The 16,937-nt window shown below is 29.4% G+C and carries 17 protein-coding genes; all 17 read right to left on the bottom strand.

Annotation, left to right across the window (positions count from 1 at the left end; genetic code table 11):
- Positions 1 to 108 precede the first annotated feature (108 nt).
- Positions 109 to 426, bottom strand: a complete 318-nt coding sequence (locus BN2920_RS04870) for an ArsR/SmtB family transcription factor (RefSeq protein WP_058293899.1) — start codon at positions 424 to 426, stop codon at positions 109 to 111.
- Between the two features lie 120 nt (positions 427 to 546).
- A complete protein-coding gene (locus BN2920_RS21215) occupies positions 547 to 708 on the bottom strand; it encodes a hypothetical protein (RefSeq protein ID WP_157065758.1) in 162 nt (53 codons plus the stop codon).
- Complete coding sequence (locus BN2920_RS22255) at positions 705 to 833, bottom strand: hypothetical protein (protein ID WP_268259041.1); 129 nt, start codon at positions 831 to 833, stop codon at positions 705 to 707. Before BN2920_RS22255 ends, BN2920_RS21215 begins: the two co-directional genes overlap by 4 nt.
- Before the next feature lie 12 nt (positions 834 to 845).
- On the bottom strand, positions 846 to 1,055 hold the full coding sequence (locus BN2920_RS04865; RefSeq protein WP_307991172.1) for a phage holin family protein: 210 nt from the start codon (positions 1,053 to 1,055) through the stop codon (positions 846 to 848).
- An 839-nt stretch (positions 1,056 to 1,894) separates the two neighbouring features.
- The gene (locus BN2920_RS04860) at positions 1,895 to 2,185 is read right to left on the bottom strand and encodes a hypothetical protein (RefSeq protein ID WP_058293898.1); all 291 of its coding nucleotides are present in this window, start codon (positions 2,183 to 2,185) and stop codon (positions 1,895 to 1,897) included.
- Between the two features lie 37 nt (positions 2,186 to 2,222).
- Entirely contained in the window at positions 2,223 to 3,317 is a 1,095-nt protein-coding gene (locus BN2920_RS04855) for a hypothetical protein (RefSeq protein WP_058293897.1), read from the bottom strand.
- Between the two features lie 14 nt (positions 3,318 to 3,331).
- Positions 3,332 to 4,303: a hypothetical protein gene (locus BN2920_RS04850; protein WP_058293896.1), complete on the bottom strand. Its 972-nt coding sequence runs from the start codon at positions 4,301 to 4,303 to the stop codon at positions 3,332 to 3,334.
- Positions 4,290 to 5,951 carry a hypothetical protein gene (locus BN2920_RS04845; protein WP_058293895.1) on the bottom strand — a complete coding sequence of 554 codons (1,662 nt, stop codon included), beginning with the start codon at positions 5,949 to 5,951 and terminating at the stop codon, positions 4,290 to 4,292. Before BN2920_RS04845 ends, BN2920_RS04850 begins: the two co-directional genes overlap by 14 nt.
- A 134-nt stretch (positions 5,952 to 6,085) precedes the next feature.
- The gene (locus BN2920_RS04840; protein ID WP_058293894.1) at positions 6,086 to 7,417 is read right to left on the bottom strand and encodes a recombinase family protein; all 1,332 of its coding nucleotides are present in this window, start codon (positions 7,415 to 7,417) and stop codon (positions 6,086 to 6,088) included.
- Entirely contained in the window at positions 7,362 to 8,648 is a 1,287-nt protein-coding gene (locus BN2920_RS04835; protein ID WP_058293893.1) for a recombinase family protein, read from the bottom strand. Before BN2920_RS04835 ends, BN2920_RS04840 begins: the two co-directional genes overlap by 56 nt.
- Positions 8,649 to 8,848: 200 nt before the next feature.
- Positions 8,849 to 9,394 (bottom strand): hypothetical protein, encoded by a 546-nt coding sequence (locus tag BN2920_RS04830; protein WP_058293892.1) that lies wholly within the window; start codon positions 9,392 to 9,394, stop codon positions 8,849 to 8,851.
- 103 nt (positions 9,395 to 9,497) lie between these two features.
- Positions 9,498 to 10,181, bottom strand: coding sequence for an N-acetylmuramoyl-L-alanine amidase (locus BN2920_RS04825; protein WP_058294313.1), 684 nt, complete (start codon positions 10,179 to 10,181; stop codon positions 9,498 to 9,500).
- Complete coding sequence (locus tag BN2920_RS04820; RefSeq protein WP_058293891.1) at positions 10,174 to 10,584, bottom strand: phage holin family protein; 411 nt, start codon at positions 10,582 to 10,584, stop codon at positions 10,174 to 10,176. Before BN2920_RS04820 ends, BN2920_RS04825 begins: the two co-directional genes overlap by 8 nt.
- A gap of 27 nt (positions 10,585 to 10,611) precedes the next feature.
- Positions 10,612 to 11,955: a hypothetical protein gene (locus BN2920_RS04815; RefSeq protein ID WP_058293890.1), complete on the bottom strand. Its 1,344-nt coding sequence runs from the start codon at positions 11,953 to 11,955 to the stop codon at positions 10,612 to 10,614.
- A 22-nt stretch (positions 11,956 to 11,977) separates the two neighbouring features.
- Entirely contained in the window at positions 11,978 to 13,627 is a 1,650-nt protein-coding gene (locus BN2920_RS04810; RefSeq protein WP_058293889.1) for a phage tail spike protein, read from the bottom strand.
- Positions 13,628 to 14,329, bottom strand: coding sequence for a distal tail protein Dit (locus BN2920_RS04805; protein WP_058293888.1), 702 nt, complete (start codon positions 14,327 to 14,329; stop codon positions 13,628 to 13,630).
- Positions 14,330 to 16,774 carry a hypothetical protein gene (locus tag BN2920_RS04800; RefSeq protein WP_058293887.1) on the bottom strand — a complete coding sequence of 815 codons (2,445 nt, stop codon included), beginning with the start codon at positions 16,772 to 16,774 and terminating at the stop codon, positions 14,330 to 14,332.
- Positions 16,775 to 16,937: the final 163 nt, after the last annotated feature.

Genomic DNA, 16,937 nt, shown 5'->3' with positions numbered 1-16,937 from the left:
TAATACCTCCAAAGTAAAATATTTTTGATTCATATCTAAATTTTTCGATATGTAGTATATTTTTTAAACCATCAATAAAGATGGTCTTATTAAGTATGTCTTATTATTTTATGTACAGCATTTTGTGTTATCAATGTCAATTTGATTGTTTACTTCTGTTAGTTGTTTTAATAATTCACCTGCATACTTACTACCTTCAGAACTAATTGAATAATAGGTCCATTTTCCTTCTTTACGACCAACTACAATTCCAGATTCACATAGTATTTTCATATGATGTGATAATGTTGATTGACCTATGTTCATCTGTTCTAATAAGTGGCAAGCACATTTTTCACCAGTTTGTAGCATTTCAAGAATCATTAAACGCTTTTTATCACAGAAAGCTTTAAATATGCGAGCATTAAGTACATATTTATTTTCCATGCTATCACCTCATATCTATTTTTTTCGATATGTATATTGTATTCCTAATATCGAAATTTATCAATATATATTTTCACTTACTTTTATAATATTAATTATCCTAGAAAATGTTACTAAGCTTTATTTTTTTATTTCATATAGTAATTCTCCTACCTTATTCTTTATTTCTTCAGATCTTTCAATAGGCATACACTCAGTTTCAATCCACACTCCATTTCCATCCCCTCTAACATAGCATTTAACTCCATCAAAGTATTTATCAAGAATTGCTCTTATATTCACCCCATCATATCCTTTAATAATTTACTTACATGAGTATAAAATTTCTGCATTTGCTCATATGCATTTATCATACCTACTGCTCCTTGTGCTTTCCTTGAATGTCCACCTCTTAATCCTATTTTCATCTCTGGTTCCTACTATAACTCTTTCTTATTTCCTTCTTTTAATTGAATTAATGTATCCTGTAATGTTTGTGGAATTGGCAAACCCAATCCCACACAATTTTCTAATAAACTAGTTCCTTCATTTGTTATATAAAAATAGGCTATTAAAGTACGAAATATCCATGTTTCCGCATTTAATAACCTATCTAATAATACTCCAACTATTAAAACTACTAATATCAATGACTTTCTTGCTATTCCAATAAGCTAAATATAACAGTCCACACAAGGCTTGCTTTTACTTCTCTTCTGCTTGCACTCAGTTTTCTTACATCCCTTTCCCATGTACTATCTCCACACATTAGATAATGATTCCCCACCTTGCTAACATCTTATAAAAAATGAAATGCCCACTTGTCGACAAGATAAAAATTCCGTCGGCAAATGGGCGGCAGGCGGCAATTTGTCGCCTTAAAAAATCCTTATAAATGACTCTATTTCTTAACTAACTTAACCACAGTCTCCGCATGTGTGTAGACAAGCCATTAATACAATTTGGCAAATATTTCTTGGCGACCCCCTAGGTCTTTTTATAACAAGCGGAGGATAAAACTAAAATTGAGGCAAATACTCAATTTGCAATCCCCATCTTGCTATCTTTTTTAGTCTAGTATATCGCAAAATATTCCAACTATGCCCCCCTATATGCCTATTCTTCTTCATCTCCAAGTAGTAATTATTTAAGCCACTTAATACCTAAAGACTTAAATTCTTTTCCGCAGTATTAACACTTTAACTCAAATGCTTTGCAATGTGTTTTGTCCCACAATCTCTTACATTCCATGGAGCAGTATCTTCTTTTTCTTCCTGTAGCATTCTGCTTAATTTATTTGCCGCATTGGAGACAAAGTATATACATGAATCCTTCCTGCATTAACATCTTATGCTGCCTTGCTATCTCTTCACTAAATCCATCTAGTCCATGCTTTCTGTAATATCCTCTTACTGAATCTCTTGATAATCTGATTTCATTTGCTATCTGTTTATATCCTATCCCTTGCTAACGCATCCGGATAATTTAATTACAGTTCACTCAAAACTTTATATAAACTACTAATTTCATTTCTAAATAGCGCTCTCTTATTGTGATCATCTAATCCCGACTCATCAATATAATACAAACAAGCATCTGGAACTACTTCCATGAATTTTTCATTAAAACTAGGATAATACTTTTCTAATAAATTTACATGCTCTGCATAACCTCTTTCTGATAGTTCATAATGTTCATCTTGAGTAATTATGTAATTTAGAAAATCTTTCATATATTGAATTAGATTATTTTTACATAACAATGCTTTCTCTTTGCTCATCCTTTAAATTACCTTATCTCAACTTAGCAATTCTTCTTTATGCTTCTCTAGCTTTCTTTAAAATATTCTTTATATCCATATATCCTAATACATTATGAATCAAATCCTTTTCAAGTACATATCTAAATCTCTGACAAATTTCATCAACTCTATTCACAAGTTCTTCTATTATATTAAGTAACTTTTTATTATTAGATTCAGATGTAACATTAACAATGCAATCTTTAAAAATTTCATCAGGAATTGCATATGATTTACTATGTGGTTGAAACTTAGCACTAATCATTTTGCCATTTGTTAACAACCTAATATAGCCAATACTTTTATTTGTCCCATTAATTTTTTTAGTAATTTTGTAAACAGGTATTTCAAATATTAATACTGTTTTTAATTCAAGTGGTTTTAAAATATTTTCTTTTAATATACCATCACAAATAATTCCTGCTTTAATTTCTATTGTCTTTATAAACTTCTCTTTCAACTCTGATTTATACTCTCTTGAATACATCCACCTATCACCATATTCTTTTTTAAAATCAGTTAATACCTTATATAACTCATCTTTGCCAACAAGAGATTTATATTTAGCATACTCTTTTTTATCATCAAATGCATTCTCTAATTCAGTTTCTCTATCCTGTTCAATATACGCCAAAGCATTCTTTAGATTTTCAATATATGCCGAAAAACTTGGCATTATCATATTACATGTGAATTTATTTTCTTTTTTTCGTTTACTCCCCTTATCTAACTCCGTATCTTCTTCCTCCTCAAGTCTTAAGTCTATTGTATTTAATTTAATGAATGGTGTTCCATTAATATTACAACTTCCTAGGTTTATTCCATATTCCTTAAATATATTTTTAGCAGAATCAACCCGATAGGTTAATAATTCATACATTTTTTCTTTACCTTTTAACACTTTTCCTCTTTGGTATGGGCGCAATGCTTCTTCTGGTATTTTATATGAATCTATTTCAAATTCACACAAAATCAAATCCTCACAAAATGACAAATCCATCCTATATCTTTTGCTTTTATCAAGTTCGTGGACAATATCTTTTAATTTTTCACGAATTTTATTATTTAACTCTTTATCAAACAAACTTGTATTTTCAATAATTATTTTCATTTCTATTCCTTACCTTACGTTTCTAATTTTTGTGAAAATTCTAAAATTTCTTTGAAAAAATCTGATTTACTATAGAGTTTTTCAACATATTCACAATAATTTAAAATAAGCTTTTTTTCATTGTCACTTACTCCTGACACAGTACGCAAATCATTGATGTACATGGAAATATCATTAATATATTCCCAATTATCCATATGATTCTTTATTTCTTCTTGCATTTTTTGTTTCTTTATCAATTCTTCTTTTTCCATACGTATTCGTTCTTCACGAATCTCATCTTCTTCCCATTGTTTAATTTGTTTTTTCCTGGCTTCTTCTTGCTTTTCTCTTTCTTGATCTATAATGATCTTTTTTGATATTGCATCATCCCTTAATCTCCAAAATAAATCTGATAATTCACTTTCCACAACATCTGAGTTATGAATCTCTATAGCCTGTAATAATTCCCATTTATTATTTTTATCTTTATGTTCAGCAAAAACTTCAAAACACAAATGACCATTATACTCTAACTCGTATAAAGGACTCATTTTTCTATTATCTGTTTTTATCCTATTTCTTAACTTAACTTGCTTTTCATATAATTTACATCTATATCTACTATTTAATAATGTAACCATAGTATTATCATCATCTTCCATGTTATCAACATATACATTGCCACCAATTTTAGAGATGCAATTTATAAAAGCATTCATAAATTTATACGCTTTAGTTCTTATCTTTTCTGAGGTATCTATACTCATTACAATTGTTTTTCTTCCATCTATGTAAGGTGTACTTTTCCCTTCCATCCTCCATCTTACTCCAAAAGGCAGATTTTTCAAATACTCTTTCTTAGTGATATCCTTTCTGTTATTCATTTCACGATTATGTGCTTCAATCATACTACAAAAATTCGTTTCAGTTAAAGTGGTATTAATCTTTTTAACCCATGAGCTAAATTCTGTTTCATCATATATATCTATTTCACTGCTTTTCATCAAAACCACCACCTTTTTCAAAACAAAAACCTGCACGGTATAGTCCATCTATTAATCCTTCAATTTTCTCTTCATTATCAATTTTCTCCGGAATTAAATATCTTGCTTTGCTGTCCTGTACAATAGTCGCTAACCCTTGCATAAAAACTCCAACTGTTGGATAATCGTAAATACTCATATATTCATGTCTACTATCTTCATCAAATATTCTTCTATAATTTTTCCAAGAATCAATATTATTAAGATGAATTCCCACAATAAAACTTCTTATTGAAGATAAAGCATTAATTGTCTCTTCCATTTTTTCCTTCAAAATATTTTTTCTATTACTATCGTTGAAATCCACTGATAATTTTAATCTTAAATTTAATTCTTTACAGCTATTGTGTAACTTAAGAATGTCATCTATAGATGAAAATAAAAATTCTTTTCCTTTACTTCCTTTTATATTTCCATTTATTATAGCTATTTTAGTCTTAGTAAATCTAAATAAACCTTTCTCAAACGCTTGGTAATTATCAAAAAAATCTTCCTTACTATACCCTACTGTTTTATATGGAGATTGAAATTCTACAAGACTAGGTGCTCCATATCGCTTAAAGCTGCTTTGTAAATTTTCTATTAAAGATTTTAAGGACTTTTTCTCTTTCCATATTTCATCATTATTTTTTGCATAAGATATCCTTACTATATAGTTTTCTCCTGGGTCTTTCGTAATTAATCCATTGACAGTTTCAATATATTTACCAGCAGCTACTATTTCAGCTGGATAATTAATATTAGAAATCTGAACTGGTATAAACACACACTTTCTTTTTGATAACTTTACTCTATTTGAGTCAAGAGAAAGTTGAACATATTCCGGCCAATAATCCAGATCTTTTATTTCATCTTTTAACCAGCAATACATTATCAGCATTTCAAGTTCACCCTTATGATCCTTTATAAACTCTCTATGCTCATTTCTATGGTAAATATCATTAATATCAAATGGGTTTTCTTGATATCTATAGTCATACTTATTTATATGATAAAAAGTCTCCGTTTCTCTATCATATTCCGTAACCACATAAGTTTCGTAGTAATGGTATGCAACCTCACTTGCATAATTCAATAAATTCACATGATATTTTCTATATACGCTCTTTACCCAATCCACTATTGCATTATCAAGTTCCTTCATTTCTGAAATTGATGGACATTCATTTTGAACTTGTTTATATTCTTGAGCCATTAAAGATAACTTTGAAAATAACATTTCATTCATTGGAATATTTAACTTTTTTTCAATAACATATTCAGCAACCTTTTTATAATCTTCTTCCTTATAAAATAATTCACTGTCTTTCATTTCTTCATAAGCTTTAGTAACATATTTATCTAATCTCATTTTTTTGTCAAAATAATATGAAATTATATAGTCATGTGTTTGCGGATAATTTTTTTGAATACCATTCTTAAACTTGTTTACTGTTTGCTGAGTTTTTGCCATTTCATAATCGTAATCCTCTAAGTTCAAATAATTATTAAAATAATCAGTTACATACTTAATAATACTCGCCATGTTCTCTGAATGTTTCTTAAAGTCAAATTCATCAATTTTATCTTCCTTTTTTCTCTTTGCAATATACTCTTCCAATTTAAACATTTTTATTCTCCATTTCTTTTATACAATCAAAATACATATAATATTTTAATTATAGCATTATCTTCTCCTTTGTATTCAAAACAGAAAAAAAGACTGACCATGATAAAATTTACCACAACCAGTCTCTTAATATATTATTCAATTACAACCTCTATCTCAGTTCCATCAAGCAAGCTTACAATAATCTTCTCTCCTTCAAACACAGTCATCTTCTCTATTATCTTTAAAAATAAATTTACATCAAATTCTTTAATTTGTTCTGCTTCTTTAATAATTTTTATAAACTGCTTTGACCTATACCTTACCAAAATATTCTCACTACTAATTCCCTTCTCCCACTTCTCCATAAAATAATCCTTATTTTCAATAATAGCATTGAAAGTATTTATAAACGTCTGGTATAAAACCTTATCATCAATGTGTTTATTTTGACAGCCTTTTTCACCTTTTACTTTATATCTATTACTACACATCCAAACTTTTCTTCTGAAATCTTCATTTGTGGAATGCCATGTTTTTCTTCCAAATACTCCTCTACAGCATCCACATATAACTCTTCCTGCAAAAGGATTATCTAATGTTGCATAGTCTAATTTAAATACACCATAAGTTTCAGCAAATACCCGCCTTCTTTCCATTTCCAACTGTACTGCTTCCCACATTTCTTTATATATAATTGCTGGATGACTTTCCTCTACATAGTATTGGGGAACTTCACCATTATTATCTACCCTTTTCTTAGTAAGAAAATCTACTGTATAAGTCTTTTGAAGCAAGGCATCTCCTTTATATTTTTCATTAGTTAATATTCCTCTTATGGTACTCTCATACCATTTAGCTTTACCATTCCAGCCTTTAACCCTGTCCTCTTCAAGTTCCCTTGCAATTCTATTTGAACCTTTTCCATCGAGGTAATCCTTATAAATTCTTCTTACTATCTTGGCTTGTTTTTCATCTATTATTAAGTTTCCTTCTTCATCCTTATCATAACCTAAAAACTTTTTATGGTTTACCACTACTTTTCCTTGTTCAAATTTTCTTCTAATTCCCCAAGTGGAGTTTTCGCTAATGCTCCTTGACTCATCTTGTGCCAATGAACTTAAAATAGTAAGTAAAACTTCTCCTTTTGAATCTAATGTGTTTATATTTTCTTTTTCAAAAATAACACCAATACCAAGTTCTTTAAGTGTTCTTACATAATTCAAAGTATCAAGAGTATTTCTTGCAAATCTACTTATAGATTTGGTTATTATCATATGAATTTTTCCAGCCTTACAATCTTCTATCATTTTATTGAACTGTTCTCTCTTTTTAGTATTTGTTCCTGAAATACCTCCATCTGCGTAAATACCAGCACATTCATAATCTGGATGCCCGTTTATATAATTAGTGTAATAGTTCACCTGTGCTTCATAACTTGATAACTGTTCTAATTGGTCTGTTGATACTCTGCAATATGCCGCCATTTTCTTTTTCTGCTGCTGTACTTGCTCCGCTAAATTGCTCCTGTTTGCTCTTGCAGGTATAACTGTAATGTTTCTTGCCATCCTTGACTTCCTCCCTTACAATAATTTCTTCCTTTATATTAAGCTTGCTTACAGTCTCATTATCTATCCTTGTTCCTTCACAAGCACCTTTCCCATTTCTAATATAATTACTACATTGCCAAACAATCTTTTTACAGTTAAATTTACTATTCCAAGTTCTTCTAATTAAACTTGATCCACACTTACTGCAATATAGCATTCCTGTCAGTGGATATCTTCTTTTATATTTATCTGTATCTCCTTGAATATTTCCTTTTTCTTCAGCTCTTCTTTTTATGTTCTCTTGAACTTGTTCCCACATTTCTCTTGTAATTATTGGTGAGTGGTTATCTTCAATATAATAACTATCAATCTGCCCATTATTTTTTACCTTGGTTTTAGTTAAATGATTTGGTGTATAATATTTTTGAAGAATAGCATCTCCTCTATATTTTTCATTCTTCAATATTTTTAAAATAGTTGTATCACTCCACTTTCCACCTACTGCTGTAGGAATTCCTTCCTTTTCAAGTTCTTTGGCTATTGTAAAACTTCCTTTTCCGCTCAAATATTCTTCAAATATTCTTCTAACTACTTTTGCTTCTCTTTGATTTATAACTAACTCTCCATATTGATTTTTATCATAACCTAGAAATCTTTTTTCATTTATTACAAGTTCACCTCTCTGAAATTTCTGCTTAAACCTCCAGTTAATATTATCACTTATATTCTTGCTTTCTTCCTGCGCAAAAGAAGAAAGGATGGTAAGCATAAGCTCTCCATCCCCTGATAAAGTGTCTATATTTTCTTTTTCAAATCTAACTTCTACACCTATATCTTTTAATTCTCTTACTGTTTGTAACATTATTGCTGTGTTTCTTGCAAACCTTGAAATTGATTTTGTTATTATTAAGTCTATACTACCATTCCTGCAAAGCCCCAACATTCTTTGAAACTCTGGTCTGTTTTCAGTAGTTCCTGTGATTCCTCTATCTGCAAAAATTCCAATAAACTCATACTCTGTATTACTTGATATGATGTTTTCATAGTACTGAATTTGGTTTTCTAACGATTCGCCTTGACTTAAACTATCTGTTGAAACTCTTGCATAAGCACATACTTTTTTCTTCCTTTTATTATTCACTGTTGGTTTTATAATAGTTACTCTCATAAGGTTCTCCTTTCTACCAAATATGTACTACTATACATCACTCTTAGCTTGAAGGAAGTCAAGATATTATCTATAATTATATACACTACTTATTAAAACAAAAAGGTCGTAAAAATCATATTCACACCTCTAATCAAATAAATACGTATACTTTTAATAGAGATATCAATTTTTACTCCCCCATTAACATATTAATATTATTACTTATATATATTTTCAAAGTAAGATCTTTTTTTCTTATTTTGTTCTTCATCTATAACTTTTTCTTTAAGCTTTTTCATATTTATTTCTTGTTCTGCTTTTTTTCTATTACTTTCAATCTCATTCTTTAGAGAATTAATTTTATCATAAATTTCTTTGCACCAATTTCCTTTCTCTACCCACTTTAATTTTGAATAACGTTTTACAAAATCACCATCTTCATCCCAATTGATATATTCATTTGATATTATCGATTCAGCAACCTTTAATTCCTTCTCATTATGAACTAGTGTTATTGTAATTATCCAATCTGCCCATTGTGAAATATCTAGTTTAATACCATCCAGTAGTAGCGTTCTATTTAAAGCTGTAAAGACGCCTTGCTCATAAAGATCATTATTCTTTATTTTTAGATTAATTTCTTCACCATATTTAGCTACATAAAATAGTGTGTTTAAATCTATTTCATCATTCACAGATTCTATAATCTCTATATTAGTTTTTCTATTTTCTTTTCTTAATATAAATTTTCTTATATTTAACATTTAATATCTCCCTAAAATTAATTTTATTAGTGCTATAAATACTTACATTCAATGTTATATTTTATGAAGGTTCTCATGCTAAATATGATTTTTATCACTGGAATTATTTATTAAAAATTATAATTTCCGCATCAAAGCCTGCTGCCTTTAACTTCCGTATCTGGTTTTCAGCATTTTCTCTTATCAAATAGGAACCAACCATTACTCTATAGCGAGTTTGACCATTTTCTGCTTGAGTTGGTGCTGAAGTTTCAACATAATCAACTCCTACTTGTGCTAAGATTGCTTTTGAAATAACTTTAATTATTTCGTTTTTCTTAGTATCAAACAACCTATTATCTTTTGAATTATCAATAAATCCAACCTCAATTAAAACTGCTGATGATTTTGTTTCTCTTAATACATGATAATTAGCTTCCTTTATTCCTCTATCTGTAAATCCTAAATCTACTAGTGATTTTTGTACCACCTGAGCTAATCTTTTAGCTTTTGCTCCTGCATTTAAATATGTGTAAACTTCAACTCCTTCTGCTTTTTCAGGTTTATAAGCGTTTCTATGAAATGATATAAAATAATCATAAGTATTCTTATTTTCAAAAGCACTTCTATTAGTAAGACTTACTGTAGTATCTGAAGTTCTTGTTTCATCAACAGTAACGCTATGCCTTCTTACTTCTGAAGCTACTGCTCTACCTATACTTAATACATCATTACTTTCTTTTCTTCCATTGTAGCAAGCCCCTGGATCTTCTCCACCATGTCCATAGTCAAAACATAATCTATTCATCATCCTTAGCCTCCCTATTTAACTGCCCTAAAATATCTTTTAACTTTTGTGGTATTGGTAAACCTATCTTAGCTGAATTCTCTATAATGCTTATCCCTTCATTGGAAATGTAGAAAAAAATAACAGCAGTACGAATCGCACTACCGTTTTTGAGCAAATGAACATCTATTATATTTCCTATCCCTACAAAAGTAAAAATTAATACTTTTTTAAAAATACCTCTAAATCCAACTTCACTAGATAGCTTTCTTTCCAGCACAGCTACCATTAAACCTGTTAAATAATCAATTATAACAAAGGTAATCAGTGCATACATAAATCCATCACATCCTCCTAAAAGCCATCCAAAATATCCTCCAATGGTAGTAAATATTAATTGAAATGTATTAATAATATTTTTCATTCTCTTTTCCCTCCATAGTTATTCAATTTAATGTTTTGGCATCCTTAGTGCTTCAACATACTCACAGGTAAAATCATATTGTATTTTCATAGTATTAGTAGGTACTTTTGTCACTGTTTCTGGTAAAAGTGTATGTGCTGAAGCTGGTATTATATATTCTTGCTTTAATTCCCCATAGGAATTACTTGTATATGTGAACATTGTTGATGTGCTATTATCCCATGCTATACTTTTATAATCTTTTAAGTTTGAATTTAAATTACCATATACACTTAAATCATCATTTAACTGCATACTTAAACTATTATTTATAACTACTATAAATTTATTATTAGTTATCTTTGTTATAGGAAAATTATAAATATATTCTTGATATATATCTGATTTTTCTCTAAATGTTCCATCTTTATCGTATTTAGCTATGCACCCTTTTGCCAAGTTCCCTGAAGATTCCTTATACCCACTATAAGATATATAAATACTTGCTTCATCTACTGCTATATCAAAAAACTGTAGCGAACGTGGTATATCATTGGTTATCACACTACTTTTTAAATAAGTATTTAAAACCTTAAAATCTTTATCAAACTTTTTAAATGCACCAGTACTTAATAAACTCCAAAAATTCACCCCATCATATGCTATAGCTATTGATGTATCTGATAGAGTTATATTACTCTTCTTCTCATAAGTTATCTTGTCATATACATATATAATTGTTGAGCTAACCTTCAGTACATACAGATTGGTTTCATCTGTACATATATTATAATTAGGTAAAGAAGTACCATAAGTACCTTTTTCTAAAGTCTGTTTAGTATACGTGTAATTCAATTTTGGATTTGTAGGTGTATTAACTGGAACTCCTCCTGACCAATATATACTTCTAAATGTTCCGTTTGCTGCATTTGTTGGAAAGTCTATAACATAGTGCATAGTATCTATTGTTCTTATAGTTTCCGCTTGATTTACAGTTCCCCGTAAATTATCACTTCCACTATAAGGAGTAAGACAATCCGCATATCCTACAAGGCTTCCCCATGAAAAATAATCATATGAATCTTCTGCAATATCTCCTGTTGTAAGTGCTATCATTCTAAAAGGTAATGATGTATATATGCTGTATAAAGTATTATTTAATTTATTATCAAGAATTGGATAATAAAAACCATCAAGATAAGCTATATTGCCAAAAATTGCTGATATTCTGTTTTCACTTTTAGCTTCATATGTTTGCTTTCCTGTTAGTGAATCAAATAATTTTATTGTTGCTGTTCCTGTATAAGGTACAATTGCTTTCTTTTTTAATATTTCAGTATTTGTCCCATTTATAAAGTCTTTACTATATGCTAGGCTCTCTCTATAGTTCATTTCTGCACCTCCTCTTATATTTTTATTCCATAGTTATATTTACTTCTGTGAAGATTTCCTTTTCTCCAATTATTTCTGTTGTATCGAAACCTATGCTACTAGTAAATAACTTTGTACTTGTCTCTTGTAAGTTTATATCTCTAAAATAATGATTAACTTTATTAATATATAGCTTATTAATATCAATGATTTCTATTTTTTCAAAACACTCTGCATGAGCTGGCTCTGCACTTAATCCACCTTGAAGATTTCTTCCATCTATCATACATTGCATATTATATATAGGTATGGTTACTGTTCCTGTATCAACCTTTAAATATATTCCTACATAATGTGCTCCTTGATTTACTTGTGGTATTCCTAATGGTATCCCTATAACATTATCACCTTGTTTCAGTTTTTGCTTAGGCTTGAATACTATTTCGACATTATCTAACTCTATCTTAATTGTCAAAGTACATTCACTACTTGCATTACAGCTTATTGCTAAATTTAAAGATAAATTAGTATTTGCTACTGCACTTACCCCTAAATACATAGGCTGAATTTCTGTAGTACTAATATTTAGTATTATTGGATTGGCGTAGTACATCATAGAAGTTAATACCTTAGCAACTTGATTTCCTAACTCATCTGTAGCTGTTTTTATTATTGCTGATGGATCTATTGATTTCAGAAAATTACCTAGTGGCTGTCCTAATTCTACTTTTGTATTGATGCCAGTAAGTAAATCTTTTTTTACTTTTATAACTTTCACCTTAACATCAATATTAAACTCTCTATGTCTAACAGTTACAATGTCACCTATATTTACTTTCTCTAAATCTTTAAATTTTGAATACTCATTACTTTTGCTTAATTCAATAAAATCAACTTGTATATTAATTGAACTTAATCCTATTGTTTCAGCTAACTCTGATGCCATTTTTCTTAATGTAACTTCATCTGCTGCTTCCTTTAATTCAACTTTCTTTATTATAGGAAATGGTGGGTATAAGTCGCTATCCCAATTGAGTACATTAATATACTTTTCAGTAAGCTTTATTCCATTAGCTCCTTTAGGATATAATTTTGTAACCACATTAGTAGTATCTATAGTTATTTTTAACCCATTAATATTCTTACCATATTTGATAAGTACACCGTTATCTTTTCCCCTCTGCTTTAGTATTTTTATATCATAATTGTCTCTAATTAATTCACCTTGTCCCCATCTATCTATTATCTTAAACATAGCTTCAGCAGGACTCATCTCTACCATATATAAAGTATTGGCAATAATAATATCACTATCAACAGTATATATTGTAGGTAAATCGCTTATCATAGCTTTTTGCATCGCTGTTTTTACTGAAGCATTTGTTGGTCTTTCATCCTCAATAAAATAGTTAGCTAAATCATAATATATATGATTTGCATATACCTTTATTCTTTTATCTATATCTTGTACTTTTTCAACTTTATAAATTCTAAATAATTGTTCATCAGCTTTTATTATGTTGAACTCTTTAAAGTATATTGATTTCTTTGAATTTGCCGGATATTCAATTTCTAAATAATATTGACCATTTAACTCTTCTGTAACTTCACCTACAATTAATTCATTTAAAACTCCAAGTCCATTATTATCAAAATTACCTTTAATGGTTTTCTTATCATATATGCATATCAATTATAGCCACCTCCAATTTGGAATTACTTCCACCTTGGAAACTACTCCTGTCCATGATATGTTATTTTCCCCTACTTCTAAAATAGGAAATTCACCACTCATCTTATTATTTAAATTATCTACTGCTTCGTTATAACAATTTTGCTGAACTGTATCTAAAATAATATGGTCTTTAACATCTTTTAGCTTTATAATTTCTGAATTAATAGTAAAACTAATATCCCCACTGCCAAATATCTTAATTACGGGTTCTGAATATATACTTCCTGGATTGATTAGGCTTTCGTGTTCTGTTACCTCAATAATGTTACTTTCAGTTTCATACTTAAAAGGTCTGCAATTAAAAACTATAACAAATTGTGAAATATACTTTAGAACTTGTGTGAAATCTATTACATTAACTACTTGAGCAATATATTTTTTATTATTTTGATTACTAAAAATTAAATCGCTTTCTCCATTTGATAATAACCATTTTTTTATTTCATCTATTTTATCTGGCAATATTGAATCTTTAATTGAACACTCCACACTAATAGTAATATCCTCATAAGTATTTTCATCAAATCTAAAGCTTGAACTCTTACCTGGAATAACAACATTAGTGATTCTTCTTTCTGGAGATGGTATAGATGGTCTTTTAGAAATATATATTCCATAATCTGAAAAGCTATTTTTACCTCTAAAATTAAAACTAAACATCTATTCTCCACCTCTTCCAATAGTGATTCTCTGCCTATAAAATTCTAATTCATACGCAAGCTGCTCTATATCTTTTTCTGTATTATTAATAAAATTTTCTATTTTAATTATAAATCCATTTGGACTATTAGATTCTTTGCTCTGCCTTGAATTTCCGTTATTTGGTGCTGATGTATTTTGTAAACTGGTACTTACATTCATATCTAAAGATAATTTATTTATAGCATCAGTAACTACACTTTTACTTTTATTTATCCCATCTGCAAGTCCTGACATAAAATCTGGCATCCAGCTTTCATAATCAGTAAGTGGTCCTACATCCGGAACTGAAAAATGCAGATAACTTCTTATTGTATCTGCAACATCACTTACTGCATCTTTTACTTTTCCAATAGATGATTTAATTCCTTTAACTATACCATTAACAAAATCTGCACCATACTCCCACGCCTTACTTGGTAGACTCGCTAGAAACTTTAAAGCACTATTTATTCCTGTTTCTATGGCAGTTTTGACATTACCTATTGTACTTGATATTCCATCTTTCATTTTTATAAACATACTTGATCCATAATTATATAGTTTAGCTGGCAGCTCTGAAAACCAAGTTAATATACTGTTCCATATATTAATCACACTTTCTTTTATGTTATTACAAAGATTTATTACTGTCTCCTTTAACTTAGTCCATGCATTTAATGCTACATTTTTTATAGTTTCAAATATATTAGTTAATGAAGTTTTTATATTATTCCATATATTTTCTATATCAGTTTTTAATTTAGTAAAATTTCCTGTAACTATGTCAAGAACTATAAGAACAAAACCTAAAACAATATTTTTTATAATTTCCCATGCATTTTGAAAAATAGTCTTATAAAATTCTAAGGCTGGCTCCAAAAAGCTTTTTATATTTTCTAATCCTAAATTTATTGTATTCTTTAAATTCTCCCATGCATTTACTGTAGCCGTTTTTACATTTTCCCATGCCATTGAAATAGATTCTTTTATATTTTCAAATGTTAAAACTATATTATTCCATAATTCCTGTGCCTTAACTTTTATTGTATCCCAGTTACTATATAAAGCTATTCCTATAGCAACTAATCCAGCAATTACAGCTATTGCAATTCCTACTGGTCCTGTTAGAAGTGTCATTGCACCACCAGCAGCTCCAATAGCAGAACTTATACTTCCAAATACACTTATTATAGAGCTACCAACAGTTATCATATTACCTACCAAAGAAAGTACCGGTCCTACAGCAGCAGCTAATGCTGCAATTACAATTATTATTTTTTGCATACCTGGATCTAAATTTCCAAAGGCTTGTATCCATTCATTTATTTTTATAATTATAGGTGTAATAACTGGTAGTAAATTTTGTCCCATTGTTGCACCTAATTCTTTTAAGCTTTCTTGGAATATTCTCATTTGATTAGCAGTTCCACCGCTTGTTCGCTCAAAATCTCCATGAGCATTCTTTGTCTTTTCTAAAACATAGTTATATCTTAATTGTACCTTTTCTGCTTCTGTCATACTTTGAGTTTTCTTATCAATGCCTTTACTATATGCATATTGTTGAAGGTTTGCATCAGTCATAACTACACCTAGCATTTTTAAACTTTCAGTTTCTCCTGTAAATATTCCATTAAGTGCTTGTTCAGCCTGCTTTATATCAATATTTTTAAAGCTTGATAAATCTCCAGCTAAACCAACTAAAGACATTGACATTTTTGCTGCTTCATCTTGAGTCAGCCCCATACTTGTTGCCATATCACCATAAAGTGCCGCCATATCAAGGGCTGTTCCTTTAGCAAGTCCATAACTTTTAAGTGTTGTACTAGACCAATCTTTTACTTTATTATTTACATTTCCAAATGCGACTTCAACTTTATTCAAACTTTCATTCATATCTGATGCTAATTTTACACTTGCTGTACCTGCAGCAACTAATGGTGCTGTTACTCCTATTGAGAGTTTATTACCTACACCTGATAAACCCTCTCCAACAGTTTTCATTTTATTCCCTACACCTTCAAGGTTTTTGCTTAATGAATTCCATTTATTACTTTGAGTATCTATTTCTTTATTAGTTTTTGAAAGTTCAGTTTCCATTTGTGAGAGAGTTTGCTTTGCTTTATTTAGCTTTATTTCAAGAGCTTGAGTTGCTTCGCTATCTTTTCCTTTTACTTGTGCACTTTTACTATACGCCTGCTCTAATGCACTTACTTTTTGTTTTTGAAGCTCCATTTGTTTGGCAAGATTTTCTGACTTTATCTTTAACCCATCAAGCCCTTTTGCATTTTCTCCAAGTGCTGAAGTATTAGCTTTAAATTCACTATCTAAAACTCTAAGATTTCTATTTATGCTGCTTATCCCATTTTGAAATCCACTTGAATCAAGACCTATTTTGACTGCTAAACTTCCTAGCTCTTCTGCCATACTCTCTCACCACCTTTTATAGTATATTTAAGACTGTATCTAAATTTTTGTTATATTCTTTAATTGCTCTGTAAATTAAAATATCAAAATAAAAAAATATATCCATTTCATCAACATCGTTTAATGTCCACCCTTGCTCTAAAAGATTTGAATATATTTCTTT

Origin of the sequence: Clostridium neonatale, assembly GCF_001458595.1 — a bacterium.
In the GTDB taxonomy this organism is placed as follows: Bacteria; Bacillota; Clostridia; order Clostridiales; family Clostridiaceae; genus Clostridium; species Clostridium neonatale.
The sequence above is the reverse complement of the archived record's forward strand: the minus strand, read 5'-3'. Positions and strand labels throughout refer to the sequence as shown.

Excerpts from the sequence above, each read along its gene's own strand:
- BN2920_RS04870 (WP_058293899.1), bottom strand. The coding sequence starts at position 426 with ATGGAAAATAAATATGTACTTAATGCTCGCATATTTAAAGCTTTCTGT.
- BN2920_RS22255 (WP_268259041.1), bottom strand. The coding sequence starts at position 833 with ATGAAAATAGGATTAAGAGGTGGACATTCAAGGAAAGCACAAGGAGCA.
- BN2920_RS04860 (WP_058293898.1), bottom strand. The coding sequence starts at position 2,185 with ATGAGCAAAGAGAAAGCATTGTTATGTAAAAATAATCTAATTCAATAT.
- BN2920_RS04855 (WP_058293897.1), bottom strand. The coding sequence starts at position 3,317 with ATGAAAATAATTATTGAAAATACAAGTTTGTTTGATAAAGAGTTAAAT.
- BN2920_RS04850 (WP_058293896.1), bottom strand. The coding sequence starts at position 4,303 with ATGAAAAGCAGTGAAATAGATATATATGATGAAACAGAATTTAGCTCA.
- BN2920_RS04845 (WP_058293895.1), bottom strand. The coding sequence starts at position 5,951 with ATGTTTAAATTGGAAGAGTATATTGCAAAGAGAAAAAAGGAAGATAAA.
- BN2920_RS04840 (WP_058293894.1), bottom strand. The coding sequence starts at position 7,417 with ATGGCGGCATATTGCAGAGTATCAACAGACCAATTAGAACAGTTATCA.
- BN2920_RS04835 (WP_058293893.1), bottom strand. The coding sequence starts at position 8,648 with ATGAGAGTAACTATTATAAAACCAACAGTGAATAATAAAAGGAAGAAA.
- BN2920_RS04830 (WP_058293892.1), bottom strand. The coding sequence starts at position 9,394 with ATGTTAAATATAAGAAAATTTATATTAAGAAAAGAAAATAGAAAAACT.
- BN2920_RS04825 (WP_058294313.1), bottom strand. The coding sequence starts at position 10,181 with ATGAATAGATTATGTTTTGACTATGGACATGGTGGAGAAGATCCAGGG.
- BN2920_RS04820 (WP_058293891.1), bottom strand. The coding sequence starts at position 10,584 with ATGAAAAATATTATTAATACATTTCAATTAATATTTACTACCATTGGA.
- BN2920_RS04815 (WP_058293890.1), bottom strand. The coding sequence starts at position 11,955 with ATGAACTATAGAGAGAGCCTAGCATATAGTAAAGACTTTATAAATGGG.
- BN2920_RS04805 (WP_058293888.1), bottom strand. The coding sequence starts at position 14,329 with ATGTTTAGTTTTAATTTTAGAGGTAAAAATAGCTTTTCAGATTATGGA.
- BN2920_RS04800 (WP_058293887.1), bottom strand. The coding sequence starts at position 16,774 with ATGGCAGAAGAGCTAGGAAGTTTAGCAGTCAAAATAGGTCTTGATTCA.